The following is a 13,983-nucleotide window of genomic DNA, read 5'->3' on the forward strand; positions in this document are numbered from 1 at the left end:
TACGGACTGAGTTATGGGCGTGGCGGCGAATCGACTGCGAGAGACGTGGCGGACGCTGATGGGCGAGAGCTCCGCCGAACCGGCAGAGGAGGAGCCCGGCGACGCTTTCTCCCCACGGGCCCTCGACCTCGTCCTGCGGGTCGGTGAGCTGCTGCTGGCCAGCGGCGAGGCGACCGAACGCGTGAACGAGTCGATGCTGAGCCTCGCCGTCGCGTACGAGCTGCCCCGCGCCGACGTGGCGGTCAGCTTCACGGTCATCACGGTCAACGTCCACCCCGGCAACGGCGCGCTGCCGGTGACCGGGGGCCGCGCGATCCGGCGCCGCTTTCCCGCCTACTGGCGGCTCGTCGCCCTGCACTCGCTCGTCCAGGAGGCCTCCCTCGGCATGCTGGACGTCGAGGAGGCGCACCGGCGGCTCACGGAGATCAAGCGGATGCGGCCGCCGTACCCGGCCTGGCTGATCATCCTCAGCCTCGGCCTGATCGCCGCGTCCGCCAGCGTCATGGTCGGCGGCGGGCCGCTCGTGGCCGGCACGGCGTTCGTGGCGACGGTCCTGGGCGACCGGGCGGCCGCCTGGCTCGCCCGCCGGGGCGTCGCGGAGTTCTTCCAGCTCACCCTGGCCGCGGCCATCGGCGCCGCCAGCGCGTCGCTGGTGATCGCGGTCGGCGCTCCGGCCTCCCACGCGTCGGCCATCGTCACCGGCGCGGTCCTGGCCCTCCTGCCGGGACGGCCGCTGGTCGCCAGCATCCAGGACGGCATCACCGGCGATCTGATCAGCGCGGGGGCCCGGCTGCTGGAAGTGTTCTTCATCGTGGCGGCGATCGTGTCGGGGCTCGGCGTGGTCGTGTACGCCGCCGTGCGCATCGGAATCCCGGTCGACGTCAACCCGCCGGCCGCGCCCGTGTCCCTGCTGCCGGTGACGGTGATCGCCGCGGCGGCCGTGTCGCTGGCGTTCGCCGTGACCCTCGCCGTGCCGCGCCGCGTGCTCGCCGCGGCCGCGCTGGGCGGCGCGCTGATCTGGGTGGTGTACGTCCTGGCCCGCAGCGCCGACGTGCAACCGGTGCTCGCCTCGGCGATCGGCGCGGGCCTCGTCGGCCTCCTCGGGAACCTCATCGCCCGCCGCCGCCAGGAGCCCGCGCTCCCGTACATCGTGCCCGCGATCGCGCCGCTGCTGCCGGGCACGGCGCTGTACCGGGGAATGATCGAGCTGAACCTCGGGCTGCCCCAGGACGGCGTACTGAGCTTGATCGGCGGCATCTCCGTCGCGCTGGCCCTCGGCGCCGGCGTCAACTTCGGCGGCGAGTTCGTGCGCGCCTTCCAGCGGGTGGGCCTGGGCGCGTCCGGCCGTGGCGCCCGCCCCGCCGCCCGCCGCACCCGCGGCTACTGATCCCGGCCGTCCGACGCCGCCCGGCCGCCGATCGGCGCGGAGCGGCCGGGCGGGCCGCCTGCGGTGAGGTCGCCAGGACGCGCCGAGTCCCGGGAAACCGCCACTCTCGTCTTGAGCAAGCGTTTGGCTATCATCGTCGGGTGAGCGACGAACTCGACGATCTGCGAGCGACCGTCCGTGCCTTCCTCGCCCAGGAGTGCCCGCCCACGGCCGTACGGCGGCTCATGGCCGACCCCACGGCCCATGACGCGGCCCTCTGGGGGCGGCTCGCGGCCGAACTCGGGCTGACCGGGCTGGCGGTCCCGGAGGAGCACGGCGGCGCGGGATGCGGGCTCACCGAGCTCGCCGTGGTGTGCGAGGAGTTCGGCCGCGCGCTGACCCCCGTCCCGTTCCTGGCCACCGCGGTGCTCGCGGCGTACGCCGTGCGCGACGGGCGGCTGCTCGCCGGGATCGCGGACGGCTCCCTGATCGCGACGGTCGTCCTCGACGGGGATCTCACCGCGGACGGAGGCCGGCTGACCGGCACGGCGCCGTACGTCCTCGACGGGCACCTCGCCGACGTCATCGTCTGCGGGGCGGGCGACGGCGTGTACGCGGTCCGGGGCGTGGACGTCGCGCGGACCCCGTACGTGACGCTCGACCAGACGCGGCGGCTGGCCCGCCTGCGTTTCGACGGCGCCCGGGCCGAGCGGATCGACGGCGACCTGACCCGCGCGGGCGACGTCGCCCTGACCGCGCTCGCCGCCGAGCAGGTCGGCGGCGCGCAGCGCTGCCTGGAGACGGCCTTGGAGCACGCGAGGACCCGGGTCCAGTTCGGCCGGCCGATCGGCGCGTTCCAGGCGATCAAGCACCGGCTCGCCGACGTGCTGCTGCGCGTCGAGTCGGCGCGGTCGGCGGCGCGTGAGGCCGCGCGCGTCGCCGACGAGGATCCGGGCTCGCTTCCGGTGTACGCCGCGCTCGCCGGGTCGTACTGCGCCGAGGCGTACCTGCACGCGGCGGGCGAGACGATCCAGGTCCTCGGCGGCATCGGCGTCACCTGGGAGCACGACGCCCAGCTGCATTTCAAGCGGGCGACCGCGTCCGCGCGCCTCTTCGGCGGCCCCGAGTCCCACCGCGCCCGGCTGGCCGCCGCCGTCGGCCTGTGACTACCTCCGCGTCCCGGCCTTCCGGTAGATGATCGTCAGCACCACCGCGAGGACGATGAGCGCGACGACCACGATCGCGGCCTTGATCAGGAGGTCCATCGCGAGTTCGCGGACGATCCGATCCCCGTCGCCTTCCGCCGATCGGCCGAGCGCGCCGGGGTTCATCGGTCCGGCCTTCGGTCGTCCCGCGCGTCCTCGAGGTATCTCAGGACGGCGCGGGCCGCCGCCCGCCGCGCGCCGCCGCCCCTCCCCCGTGGGGAACCGGCCGGACGGCCGCGCCCGCCCCCCTCCGAGAACGCCCGCAGCAGCGGCTCGGCGGCCCGGCGGGCCTCCGGCAGCCGGCGCGCTTGAGGATCACCAGCACGGTGAACCCCACGATGACCAGCAGCACGACGGCTCCCACGATGAGCGCGAACCTGATCAGCAGCAGATTCATGACGGTGCCCACGATCACTCCCCTCTCCGATCGGCTTTTTTAGCACGACCCTGCTAAAAAGAATTTAGCACGAGGGTGCTACAAAGGCGTCATGCCGAAGAAGGTCGATCCAGAGGCCCGCCGCCAAGAGGTCGCCGAGGCGGTCTTCCGCGTCGCCCGCCGCGACGGGCTGGAGCACGCGTCGCTGCGCAACGTCGCCGCCGAGGCCGGGCTGGCCATCGGCTCGGTACGGCACTACTTCGCGGGCCAGTCCGACATCATGATCTTCGCGATGCGGCACTTCGTGGACCGCGCCGGCGCGCGCCTGATGGAGCATGTGCGCGACCGGCCGGACCCGGACGCGCCCCCCGGCCGGCACGTCGCCGTCTTCGCGGCGGCCCTCGCGGAACTCCTGCCGCTCGACGCGGAGCGCCGCGAGGAGACCGAGGTCTGGCTGGCCTTCACCGTGAGCGCGCGCACCCGCGAAGAGCTGCGGCCGTACGCCGAGCGGCTGTACGACGAGACCCGCGACCTGGTCCGGAAGGTGGTGGCGGCCGCCGAGCGGACCGGCGTGCTCCGGGACGGCCTGGACCTGGACGTCGAGACGGAACGCCTGTACGCGTTGGTCGACGGCCTGGCGCTGCACGGCGTCCTGCAGCCCGGCCGGCTCGACGCCGACGCCATGCGGGCGACGCTGCACCGGCACCTCGGCGAGATCATGCCGCGGCCGGACGATCGGTGACCTGGGCCACACCCCTCGGCCCGCCGGGAATGCGGGCCCGCGCGCGGCTCGTTCCCCGAGCGAGACCCTCCGTGAGGTACCCCCCTGTGACCGATCTCCTCCCGACACCGACCACGACGTCGCCTCCCGTACCGGCCCCGCCGGCGCGGCGCCGGTGGCTGCCATGGGCGGGCCGGGCGGCGATGCTCGGGGCGATCGGCGTCTCGGCCTGGGCGTTCCGCGACCAGTTGCCCGACGCCGGGGCGCTGTGGCACGTGGCTCTCCGCGTGAACCCGGGCTGGCTGGCCGTGGTGGTGCTCACACAACTGGCGTCCATGGCGATGTTCACCCGGGTGCAGCGGAGGCTGCTGCGCGCGGGCGGGGTCCGGATGTCCCTGCCGCGCGCACTGCGGATCACGTACGCGGGCAACGCGCTGTCGACGACGCTTCCGGTGGGGCCCGCGGTGAGCGTGGCGTTCAGCTTCCGGCAGTTCCGCCACGCCGGGGCCACGCCACGGCTGGCGACCGCCGTGATCGTGGTGGGCGGCGTGGTGATGAACGCCGGTTACGCCGTCGTCGGCCTGACCGCCCTGCTCGCCGAACCGCACTCCCGGTCGTTCGCGATCACGGCGCTGGCGGTCCTGGCGGGCGTGACCGGGGCGTTCGCGCTGCTGTGGAACCGGCGGCGGGCCGCGGTGAGCGGCCTGGCGCTGCGCGCCTTCGGGCCGCTGCTGCGGCACCGGCTCGCCGTACCGCTCACCGAGATGTGGCAGGGCCGGGGCGCTCTGCGCCTGAGCCCGCGCGACTGGGGCGTGCTCGGCCTGATGGCCGTGCTGAACTGGGTCTTCGACATCCTGTCCCTCGCGACGGCCGAGCGCGCGGTCGGCGTGCACACGCCGCTGTACGCCGTCACTCTCGCGTACTTCGCCGCGCAGGCCGCCGGCAGCGTGCTGCCCTTGCTGCCCGGCGGGCTGGGGGCGATCGAGGCGAGCCTGGCCGCGTCACTGGTCGCCTTCGGGGCGCTCGCCGTCCCGGCCGGCGTGGCGGTGGCGCTCTACCGGCTCGTGTCCTTCTGGGGCGTGGTCGGCGCGGGCTGGCTCGCCTGGCTGACGATCAAGATCGCCGAGGACGACGCGACACGGGTGCGCCCGGTCTGACGCCGCCGCGTTCCCCGGCCGGACCACGTCCCATGGCTTGTTGCCGTACGATCCCGCTGCTACGCTTCCCAAGCGAGCGCTTGGTCATATTCGGAGCACATGCCGGAGGCGTGATGTCCCTACGGGTCAGCGTTGGTTACGAGCTCGAGGTGCGCGGGCGCACGCGCGAGGTCGAGCGACGGGCCTTCGAGAACGTCGTCGACCAGGTCGTCCTGGCCGACCGCCTCGGCTACGACACGGCGTGGTTCGTCGAGCACCACTTCACGCGCGGGTTCTCCCACTCGTCCGCGCCCGACCTCGTCCTCGCCGCCTGCTCCCAGCGGACTGAGCGCATCCACCTCGGCCTCGGCGTAGTGCTGCTGCCGTTCCAGCACCCGGTCCGCACGGCCGAGCGGGTCGCGACCCTCGACGTCCTCAGCGGCGGGCGGGTCGAGTTCGGCACCGGCCGCGGCGCGTCGCCGCTGGAGTACCAGGCGTTCCAGCGGCCCTTCGAGCAGTCCCGGCAGATCTGGGAGGAGACCCTCGAGGCGGTGCTGGCGATCTGGAACGCCGACGGCGAGCCGGTCACCCGGTCCGGCGAGTTCTTCGAGGTCCCGAACGTCGCGGTCTACCCGCGTCCGGTTCAAGAGCCGCACCCGCCGGTCTGGGTGGCCTCGACCTCGCTGGACGGCTACCTCGCGGCGGCCCGCAAGGGCTACAACCTGCTCGGCATGACGATGCTGAAGGGCCTCGACGACGTCGCGGAGGACATCGCCGAGTACCGGAAGTGCCTGGCGAGCAACGGGTTCGACCCGGACACCCGGCGCGTCGCGCTGATGATCCCCTGGCACGTCGCGCCGTCGAAGGACGAGGCGATCGCCACGGCCGCCGACGCGATCCTGTGGTACATCCGCCGCCAGGTGAACCTCGTCACGCCTCCCGACTACTACGACGCCCGGCACGCGACCCACCGGGTGCTGGGCCAGCTCGCCGCCGGCCTGCCGCCCGAGGAGGCCATGGAGACGCTGCGGGAGCACCACATGGTGGTCGTGGACGACGTCGAGGGCTCCCGCAAGGCCGTCGAGCGCATCCAGGCCGCCGGCGCGACCGACCTGATCCTCCAGGCCCAGGTCGGCGGCCTGGCGGGTGAGCACGTCACCGGCTCGATGCGGCTGTTCATGGACGAGGTGATGGCTTGACCGAGCCAGGCGAAGGAGGCCGCATGACCTGGACCACCCGCGAGGCCCTGACGACCCCCCGCGACGCGGCGGGATTCCTGCTCGTCTCCCCCGAGGCCGACCTGGTCGTACCGCTGACCGCCGAGGACCGCGCGGCCGCGCTGGAGATCGCGACGACGACGCTGCGCGCGGCGGGCGTCGGCCCGTCCGACCGGGTCGTGGTCGCCCTGGGCAACGACGGCGAGGCGACCGGCACCCTGGTCGCGCAGGCGTGCGCGGAGATCGCCCAGGCCGCGGCCGCGCCCGGCCCTCGGGGACGGCTGCGGCTGCACCACGCGCTGGAGGCCGTACGGGCCACGACGCTCATCGCGACGCCCACCGGGGCGATGGACCTGCTCGCCCGGCTGCACCTGGAGTTCCTCCTCGACCCGCTGGACCTCGGGCTGCGCCGCATCCTGCTCACCGGAGAGCTGCCCTCCCCGGGCGCGTACGGGCAGCTCGCGTCCGAGTTCGAAGCGGAGGTGGGCGAGCTGTACGCCGACCCGTTCTTCGGGCTGCCGACGGCGCACCGGTCCGCCCGCGACTCCGCGTACACCCCGGCCCGCGGGGGCCTGCTGGGCGTGGCGCCGCTCGGCAAGGACGTGCTGCTGGAGCCGCCGTACGCCGCCGGGAGCGCGGAGATCGTGGTCACCCCCGCCTGGCACTCCACGCTGGCCGGGACGACCCTGCGCACCGGGCAGGTCGTGCGCCTCACCGAGGGCGCGGGGATCCCCACCCCGGAGCACACCGTGGGCGAGCACCTCCTCGTGCGCGGGCGGTGGCTGTCGATCCCGCGCGTGGCCGCGGCCCTGGCCCGGATCGACGGCATCGCCCACTGGGACCTGCGCGTCGCCCGCGAGGGGACGCTGGACGCCGCCACGCTGCACGTCACGTTCAACCGCGCGACGCTCGTGAAGAACCCGATGTGGCGGTCGCGCATCCACCAGGCGCTGGTCGCGGTGACCCCCGTGACCATCGAGGTCGTCGTCGAGGACGACGTCGCCGAGCAGGCCCGGCCGGGTTCGGTGACCGATCTGCGCGGCCACCATCTCGGCCGCGACCGGTCGGCCGTCGTGGAGTGACCCGGCCCGTTCTCCGACCAACGGGAGGCGCGTCATGGAACCGGTGCCGGACTGGGGGACGATCCCGCGGATGCTGCGCGACCAGGCGGCGCGCCATCCGGACGACGTGGTGGTCGCGGAGGGCGCCACGACGCTGACGGTGCGCGCGCTCCGGGAGGAGGCCGCGAGAGTGGCGCGGGGGCTCATCGCGCTCGGCGTCGAGCCCGGCGACCGCGTCGCCGTCTGGGCGCCGAACTCCGCCGCCTGGGTCGTCATCGCGTACGGCGTCTGGGACGCCGGCGCGATCGTCACGCCGCTCTCGACGCGGTTCCGCGGGATCGAGGCCGCCGGCATGCTCCGCCGGACCGGGGCGCGGGTGCTCTTCGTCGACGAGGGGTTCCTCGGCTTCTCCTACCTCGGCGCGCTACAGGAGATCTGCGGCGGCCCGTCCGGCGGGCGCCCGTTCGGCGACCTGCCGACGCTGCGGCACGCCGTCACCCTGGCCGGGACCGGCGCGCCGCCGTCGGCCGTCTCGTACGAAGACCTGCTGCAGCGGGGCGAGGACGTCGCGGACGCCGAGGACCGCGCGCTCGCGGTACGCCCCGGCGACCTCGCCGAGATCATGGCCACCTCGGGCACGACCGGCGCGCCGAAGGGCGTCATGCTGCCCCACGCGCAACTGCTGCGCGGCTACTGGGACTGGGCGTCGATCGTCACGCTCGGCCCGGACGACCGCTACCCGATCATCGCGCCGTTCTCCCACGGATTCGGGATCAACGCCGGGCTGCTGGCCTGCGTGCTGAAGCGGGCGACGATGATGCCGATCTCGGTGTTCGCGCCCGACGCCCTGATGGACCTGATCGAGCGCGACCGGATCAGCGTCCTGGCCGGACCGCCGACGCTGTTCCACCGGATCCTGGAGGAGCTCGACGGCCGGGACGTGTCCTCGCTGCGCGTGGCGATCTGCGGGGCGGCGGCGGTGCCGCCGGAGCTGATCCGCCGGCTGATCGAGCGGGTCGGCCTGGACCGGATGATCAACGCGTACGGGCTGATGGAGGGCACCGTCGTGTCGATGACACGGGCCGGGGACCCCGTCGAGGTGATCGCCGCCACCACCGGGCGTCCCGTGCCCGGGGTGACGGTGCGCGTCGTGGACGACGAGGGCGAGGACCTGCCGGCCGGTGGGCGCGGGGAGATCCTCATCGGCGGCTACGGCGTCATGCGCGGCTACTGGGACGACCCGGAACGTACGGCGGAGGCCGTGGACGCCGACGGGTGGCTGCACACGGGCGACATCGGCGAACTGACCGCCCGGGGCGACCTGGCGATCGTCGACCGGAAGAAGGACATGTTCATCGTCGGGGGGTTCAACGCCTACCCGGCGGAGATCGAGGCGCTGCTCCTGCACCATCCGGCCGTCGCACAGGCGGCCGTGGTCGCGGTACCCGACGAGAGGCTGGGCGAGGTCGGCTGGGCGTTCGTGGTCCCGGCGGCCCCGGTCGAGCCGGCCACGATCATCGCCTGGGCGCGCGGCCACATGTCGAACTACAAGGTCCCCCGGCAGGTGGTCCTCGTCGACACGCTGCCCGCCAACGTCAACGGCAAGGTCGACAAGCCGGCCCTGCGCGCCCGTACCCGTACGGCGAGAACGCTCCTCAGCCGACCTGGTCCGTGACGAGGGTGGGGGCGCCCAGCACCTCGACCGGCTCCTCGTCGTGCCGGGGCATGACCACCACGACGGCGATCGAGGCCGCGAACCCGGCCGTCCGCAGCGCGAGGCGGAGGGGATCCTGCGGCAGCGGCTCCCCGAAGACCGCGGTGCCCGCCATGACGGTGTACACGCTGCCGACGACGCTGGAGACGGGCACCACGATGGAGGCCCGGCCGCGCTGCAGGCCCGTCTGGAACAGCAGCAGGCCCGCGCCCGACAGCAGGAAGTACAGGTAGGGGTACGGAGAGGCGAGGGTCCGGCCGAGGAAGCCGCCCGAGTGGTCGGCGAGGAACCCGGCGACGCCCTTCGTCTGCAGCCCGCCGGCGCCGTACAGCAGACCGGAGGCGGCGCCGTACAGCACTCCGGGCACCGGACGGCCGGTGCGCCGGCCACTGCGCATCGCCGAGACGAACGCGCCCAGGCCGAGGACGACGGTGCCGGCCGAGACGGCCAGGAGCACGCCGGTGTCGGCGTGCACGCCGAGCCGCGTCGGCTCCATGGACAGGCATACCAGCATCAGCGACAGCGCGAGCACGCCGAGTCCGGCCCATTCGCGCGGCGTGGTGCGCTCGCCCAGCACGGTGGCCGAGAAGACCACGAGCAGCGCCAGTCCGGCGAGCTGGATCGGCTGCCCGACGCTCAGCGGCACCAGCGCCATGACCCCCACCTGGCAGAGCAGGCCCATGGCCATCACGAGGAAGCCCGTCATCCAGGCGCGGCTGCCGCCCAGGACGCGGACGAGGTGGCCCACCCGGTGCGCGCTGATCGGCGGCAGGTCGCGCAGCGCCCGCTTCTCAAGAACGAAGCCGGCGTTGTACAGGACCGTCGCGATCAGCGCGAGGATGATGCCGAAGAACAAGCAGCCTCCTGGGCTACGGGGGAACGCGGGCGATATGGGGCGCCGGGGTGATCAGGTGGCGCCTGCGAGCTGGTAAGCGGCGCGCTAAGACACGGCCTACGGCAGACGAAAATACCGGATCGACCTCAATGTGGCGCACTCACCCGGCGAAAAGGCCCGACCGGCGCGGCGAAATTCTCACCGCGGTCGCCACCGTACGAGGGTGAGTTCCTCGTCCACATCCGTGAAGACGGCCTGGACCGGCATGCCCGGCGTCACGTCGGCGGGGTCCGCGCCGGTCAGGTCGCCGTACATGAACAGGTCGTCGGCGTCGTCGAGCCGCACGTGCAGGACCGCGTAGGGCACCTCGTCGGCGAAGGCGCGCATGAAGATCTGGTGGTTCACGATCCAGCTCGCCACCCGCCCGGTGCCGCTCACCGGGGTCCAGGTGCTCTCGCGCGACCGGCAGCGGGCGCAGATCGCGCGGGGCGGGAAGCGCAGTGTCCCGCACCCGCCGCACCTCTGGACCAGCAGTTCGTGCCGGCGGACGGCCTCCCACCAGGGCGCGGAGTCGCGGTCGGCCTGCGGCCTCGGCCGCTCGGCGAGGCTCACCGGCCGACCCGCGGGATCAGGGCGGAGGTCCCGGCGAGGACGTGGCCGGGCTGAGCCGTCGGCGGAGTCACCTCGGCGCCGATCACCGGTCGGCCCACAGGATCAGCGGCGGAGGTCCCGGCGAGGATATGGCCGGGCTGGGCCGTCGAGGGCGTCACCTCGGTGCCCCTCACCGGTCGGCCCGCAGGATCAGGGCGGAGGTCCCGGCGAGGACGTAGCCGGGCTGAGCCGTCGACAGGGCCACCTCGGCGCCGCTCACCTGCCGGTCCCCGGCCATGCCGCGCAGCTGCGCGACGGCCTCGGCCACGTGGTTGATGCCGTGCACGTATCCCTCCGAGAGGAAGCCGCCGTGGGTGTTCACCGGCAGCGGGCCGTCCAGCCGGGTCGCGCCGGAGGCGGCGTACGGGCCGCCCTCCCCCTTGGGGCAGAAGCCGTAGTCCTCCAGCTGGACGAGGACCGAGTAGGTGAAGCAGTCGTACAGCTCGGCCACGTCGATGTCCTCGGGCCCGACGCCCGCCATGGCGTAGAGCCGGGGCGCGACCCGGGCGGCCTCCGAGACGGTGAAGTCGCCGCCCTGCCCGGAGAAGAAGCTGTCGCCGCCGCCCCAGACCGCGCCGGAGATCAGGACCGGCGGGCCGGCCAGGTCCCGGGCGCGCTCTGCGGAGGTGACGACGACGGCGCAGGCGCCGTCGGTCTCCAGGCAGCAGTCGAGGAGGCGGAGGGGCTCGGCGATCCAGCGGGAGGCCAGGTAGTCGTCGAGCGTGATCGGGTCGCGTTTGAGGGCGCGCGGGTTCTTCACCGCGTTGGCGCGCTGGCCGACCGCGATGTGGCCGAGCTGCTCGTGCGTCGTGCCGTACTTGATCATGTGCGCCCGGGTGAACATCGCGAACTGCTGCGGCGGCGCGAAGTAGCCGTACGGCGCCTGGTACTGCGCGTCGAAGATCGGCGCGACGCCCCGTCCGGTGCCGCCCATGCGGAACTCCGACCGGGCGTTGATCGCGCGGTAGCAGACGACGGTGCGGGCCACCCCGCTCGCGACCGCCATGGCCGCCTGCCCGATCACCGCGTGCGACACGCTGCCCCCGCCGAACTGGTCGAGGTACCAGCTCACCTCGGGGACGCCGAGGGCGGGCGCGACGACCCAGGGCGGCGTCGAGTCGCCGACGCGGTGGGTCGCGAGGGCGTCGACGTCGTCGACGGTCAGCCCGGCGTCGTCGAGCGCGGCGAGGATCGCGTCGATCGCGAGCGTGAGCGTGGAGACGCCGGAGTCCTTGCTGAACGGCGTGTACCCGACCCCGGCGATCGCCGCTCGATCCCGCAACGCCACGCCTCCTCTACCAACCAAGCGCTCGTCCAACTTCCTTGAACCGTAGAGCCCGCCGTCCCCGGCTGTCAATGATCACTAGGGTGGACCGGCACGTCGCCGAACGGAAAGACCGAGGATGGCCGAGGAGAGCGCCCGCACGGGGCTGCGGCTGTGGTGGGCCGCGGTCGCACTGACGGTGCTGCCGCTCGCCCTCGGCATGGCGGCCACCCTCCTGGGCGCCTCGACCCGCTTCGAGTTCGCGATCATGGCCACGAAGGTCTGCCAGGGATGGCGGGCGGAAGTGCGGCTCGCGAGCGAGCCCGCGTGGGTGGTCCTGAAGGCACTGCCCATCGTCGTCGTGGGCCCCGCCTTCGCCGGGTGGGCGCTCTGCCGCCGCCGTGGCCCGCACCGGGCGGCGGCGTGGATCGGCTGGACGGCCCCGGCCTTTCTGGCGGTGATCGCGCTGACCGAGCCGGCGCTGGTCGCGTTCGACGGCGTCCAGAACTGCCTTGACGCCTGGGGGCCGATGCTCGGCATCTCCCTCTGGCCGCTGTACTACCTGCTGCCCGCCGGCTGCGCCGTGGCGGCTCTGCGCGGGCCACGGCGGAGCGCCGCCGTCCTCCCTGGCCGGCCCGCGAAGTCGACGGGTGTGCCGGAATAGGGAGCGGTAAGCCTAGGACTTTCGGCCGATTTCACCTCCGGACTGGAATCTCGGGCACGTCGCGGCGCTTTACTGAGACGTGGAGCAGGGGCGGCGAGCGGCCAACTTGACACTCGTCAAGGCTGCCGCCTATCGTCCAAGCAAGCGCTTGGCTAAGAGAAAGGATCCGGTCATGCCCGACGGCGCGACCGCCGCAACGTCGATCCCCCGAGGTTCGGCCGCGCGATCCTCCGGCCAGAACACGCCACGGCGCGCGCCCCGCTCGCCCAACGGAACGCCGCATCCGGGCACCGCCGACCAGATCAGTGACATCGACAAGATGCGCTTCCGCAATATCCTCGGCCGCTTCGCCACGGGCGTGGTCGCCATCACCGCGATCGACCCCGAGACGGGCCGGCCCACCGGCCTGGCCGCCAACTCCTTCACCTCGGTGTCGCTGGACCCCGCTCTCGTCGCCTTCTGCGTCGCGCACACCAGCTCGACGTGGCCCAAGCTGCGGGGTGCCGACCGCCACTGCGTCAACATCCTCTCCGAGCCGCAGCGCGAGGTCTGCCTGCAGCTCGCCACGAAGGGCGCGGACAAGTTCGCCGGCCTGGAGTGGACCAAGTCCCCGAACGGCAGCCCGGTGATCGACGGGGCCCTCGCCTGGCTGGAGTGCTCGGTCGAGGCGGAGTACGCCGCCGGCGACCACGTCATCGTCGTCGCCCAGGTGCACCACCTGGACAAGCATCACGACGGCGATCCGCTCGTCTTCTACAAGGGCTCCTACGGCCGCTTCGACGGCTGAGCCCATGGACGCAGGGTTCCGGGCCGAGGTGCGCCGCTGGCTCGAGGCCGAGCTCACCGGGGAGTTCGCCGAGGCCCGCGGCCTCGGCGGCCCCGGGCGCGAGCACGAGGGATTCGCGCTGCGCCGCGCCTGGGAACGCCGCCTCGGCGAGGCCGGCTGGACCTGCCTCGGCTGGCCCAAGGCGTACGGCGGGCGCGACGCCACGCTGGAGGAGCAGGTCGTCTTCCACGAGGAGTACGCCCGCGCGAACGCGCCCCAGCGCGTCGGCCACATCGGCGAGGGACTGATCGGGCCGACGATCATCGACTTCGGCACCGAGGAGCAGCGGCGGCGCTTCCTGCCGCCGATCCAGCGCGGCGACGAGCTGTGGTGCCAGGGGTACTCCGAGCCCGAGGCGGGCTCGGACCTGGCCAACGTGCAGACCCGAGCCGAGTTGCGCGACGGCGAATGGGTGATCACCGGGCAGAAGGTCTGGACCTCCCTCGCCCACGTCGCGGACTGGTGCTTCGTCCTCTGCCGTACGGAGCCGGGCTCCGTACGGCACCACGGCCTGTCGTACCTGCTCGTGCCGATGCGGCAGCCCGGGGTCGAGGTACGGCCGATCGTCCAGCTGACCGGCACCAGCGAGTTCAACGAGGTGTTCTTCGACGGCGCCCGCACCGACGAGGCGAACATCCTCGGCGCCCCCGGTGACGGATGGCGCGTCGCCCTCGCCACCCTCGGGTACGAGCGCGGCGCCTCCACCCTCGGCCAGCAGATCGGCTTCCGCCGGGAGTTCGAGCAGGTCGTCGCCGCCGCCCGGCGCACCGGAACGATCGAGGATCCCGTGCTGCGCGACCGGCTCGTCCAGTCCTGGATCGAGCTGGAGATCATGCGCCTGAACGCGCTGCGCACCATGTCGTCCCTGGCGGCCGGCGAGCCCGGACCGGAGGTGTCGATCGCCAAGCTGTACTGGTCGGAGTGGCACCGCCGGCTGAGGTGAGCTC

At 73.4% G+C, this 13,983-nt stretch carries 15 protein-coding genes; 10 read left to right on the top strand and 5 right to left on the bottom strand.

Annotated elements, in window-relative coordinates; all coding sequences use genetic code 11:
• Positions 1-13: 13 nt before the first annotated feature.
• Complete coding sequence (locus ACYVF7_RS45450) at positions 14-1,387, top strand: threonine/serine exporter family protein (RefSeq protein WP_460352174.1); 1,374 nt, start codon at positions 14-16, stop codon at positions 1,385-1,387.
• 140 nt (positions 1,388-1,527) lie between these two features.
• A complete protein-coding gene (locus ACYVF7_RS45455) occupies positions 1,528-2,532 on the top strand; it encodes an acyl-CoA dehydrogenase family protein (RefSeq protein ID WP_460352175.1) in 1,005 nt (334 codons plus the stop codon).
• On the opposite strand, the gene ACYVF7_RS45460 is transcribed toward ACYVF7_RS45455, so the two are convergent.
• Positions 2,533-2,697, bottom strand: a complete 165-nt coding sequence (locus ACYVF7_RS45460) for a hypothetical protein (RefSeq protein ID WP_460352176.1) — start codon at positions 2,695-2,697, stop codon at positions 2,533-2,535.
• 40 nt (positions 2,698-2,737) lie between these two features.
• Entirely contained in the window at positions 2,738-2,980 is a 243-nt protein-coding gene (locus ACYVF7_RS45465) for a hypothetical protein (RefSeq protein WP_460352177.1), read from the bottom strand.
• A gap of 79 nt (positions 2,981-3,059) precedes the next feature.
• Between ACYVF7_RS45465 and ACYVF7_RS45470 the strand changes: the two genes are divergently transcribed.
• From ACYVF7_RS45470 to ACYVF7_RS45490, 5 genes are all read left to right on the top strand, one after another.
• The gene (locus tag ACYVF7_RS45470) at positions 3,060-3,689 is read left to right on the top strand and encodes a TetR/AcrR family transcriptional regulator (protein WP_460352178.1); all 630 of its coding nucleotides are present in this window, start codon (positions 3,060-3,062) and stop codon (positions 3,687-3,689) included.
• Between the two features lie 86 nt (positions 3,690-3,775).
• Positions 3,776-4,825: a lysylphosphatidylglycerol synthase transmembrane domain-containing protein gene (locus ACYVF7_RS45475; protein ID WP_460352179.1), complete on the top strand. Its 1,050-nt coding sequence runs from the start codon at positions 3,776-3,778 to the stop codon at positions 4,823-4,825.
• Between the two features lie 110 nt (positions 4,826-4,935).
• A complete protein-coding gene (locus ACYVF7_RS45480) occupies positions 4,936-6,003 on the top strand; it encodes an LLM class flavin-dependent oxidoreductase (protein ID WP_460352180.1) in 1,068 nt (355 codons plus the stop codon).
• Between the two features lie 23 nt (positions 6,004-6,026).
• Positions 6,027-7,103 (top strand): phenylacetate--CoA ligase family protein, encoded by a 1,077-nt coding sequence (locus ACYVF7_RS45485; protein WP_460352181.1) that lies wholly within the window; start codon positions 6,027-6,029, stop codon positions 7,101-7,103.
• Between the two features lie 34 nt (positions 7,104-7,137).
• Entirely contained in the window at positions 7,138-8,757 is a 1,620-nt protein-coding gene (locus ACYVF7_RS45490) for an AMP-binding protein (RefSeq protein ID WP_460352182.1), read from the top strand.
• On the opposite strand, the gene ACYVF7_RS45495 is transcribed toward ACYVF7_RS45490, so the two are convergent.
• The 3 genes from ACYVF7_RS45495 to ACYVF7_RS45505 all read right to left on the bottom strand — a co-directional run bounded on the left by ACYVF7_RS45495 (position 8,738) and on the right by ACYVF7_RS45505 (position 11,570).
• Positions 8,738-9,652, bottom strand: a complete 915-nt coding sequence (locus ACYVF7_RS45495; protein WP_460352183.1) for a DMT family protein — start codon at positions 9,650-9,652, stop codon at positions 8,738-8,740. The two genes, ACYVF7_RS45490 and ACYVF7_RS45495, sit on opposite strands and share 20 nt — an antisense overlap.
• Before the next feature lie 177 nt (positions 9,653-9,829).
• Positions 9,830-10,243, bottom strand: a complete 414-nt coding sequence (locus ACYVF7_RS45500) for a Zn-ribbon domain-containing OB-fold protein (RefSeq protein WP_460352184.1) — start codon at positions 10,241-10,243, stop codon at positions 9,830-9,832.
• Positions 10,244-10,412: 169 nt separating this feature from the next.
• The gene (locus ACYVF7_RS45505) at positions 10,413-11,570 is read right to left on the bottom strand and encodes a thiolase C-terminal domain-containing protein (RefSeq protein WP_460352185.1); all 1,158 of its coding nucleotides are present in this window, start codon (positions 11,568-11,570) and stop codon (positions 10,413-10,415) included.
• A 115-nt stretch (positions 11,571-11,685) separates the two neighbouring features.
• On the opposite strand from ACYVF7_RS45505, the gene ACYVF7_RS45510 reads away from it, so the two are divergent.
• The 3 genes from ACYVF7_RS45510 to ACYVF7_RS45520 all read left to right on the top strand — a co-directional run bounded on the left by ACYVF7_RS45510 (position 11,686) and on the right by ACYVF7_RS45520 (position 13,979).
• Positions 11,686-12,210 (top strand): hypothetical protein, encoded by a 525-nt coding sequence (locus ACYVF7_RS45510; RefSeq protein ID WP_460352186.1) that lies wholly within the window; start codon positions 11,686-11,688, stop codon positions 12,208-12,210.
• A 172-nt stretch (positions 12,211-12,382) separates the two neighbouring features.
• Entirely contained in the window at positions 12,383-12,997 is a 615-nt protein-coding gene (locus ACYVF7_RS45515) for a flavin reductase family protein (protein WP_460352187.1), read from the top strand.
• Positions 12,998-13,001: 4 nt separating this feature from the next.
• Positions 13,002-13,979, top strand: coding sequence for an acyl-CoA dehydrogenase family protein (locus ACYVF7_RS45520; protein WP_460352188.1), 978 nt, complete (start codon positions 13,002-13,004; stop codon positions 13,977-13,979).
• The last annotated feature ends 4 nt before the right edge of the window (positions 13,980-13,983 follow it).

This window comes from Actinoallomurus acanthiterrae, assembly GCF_054775715.1.

Coding starts and splice junctions, on each gene's coding strand:
- ACYVF7_RS45450 (WP_460352174.1), top strand. CDS start 14: ATGGGCGTGGCGGCGAATCGACTGCGAGAGACGTGGCGGACGCTGATG.
- ACYVF7_RS45460 (WP_460352176.1), bottom strand. CDS start 2,697: ATGAACCCCGGCGCGCTCGGCCGATCGGCGGAAGGCGACGGGGATCGG.
- ACYVF7_RS45470 (WP_460352178.1), top strand. CDS start 3,060: ATGCCGAAGAAGGTCGATCCAGAGGCCCGCCGCCAAGAGGTCGCCGAG.
- ACYVF7_RS45485 (WP_460352181.1), top strand. CDS start 6,027: ATGACCTGGACCACCCGCGAGGCCCTGACGACCCCCCGCGACGCGGCG.
- ACYVF7_RS45490 (WP_460352182.1), top strand. CDS start 7,138: ATGGAACCGGTGCCGGACTGGGGGACGATCCCGCGGATGCTGCGCGAC.
- ACYVF7_RS45510 (WP_460352186.1), top strand. CDS start 11,686: ATGGCCGAGGAGAGCGCCCGCACGGGGCTGCGGCTGTGGTGGGCCGCG.
- ACYVF7_RS45515 (WP_460352187.1), top strand. CDS start 12,383: ATGCCCGACGGCGCGACCGCCGCAACGTCGATCCCCCGAGGTTCGGCC.
- ACYVF7_RS45520 (WP_460352188.1), top strand. CDS start 13,002: ATGGACGCAGGGTTCCGGGCCGAGGTGCGCCGCTGGCTCGAGGCCGAG.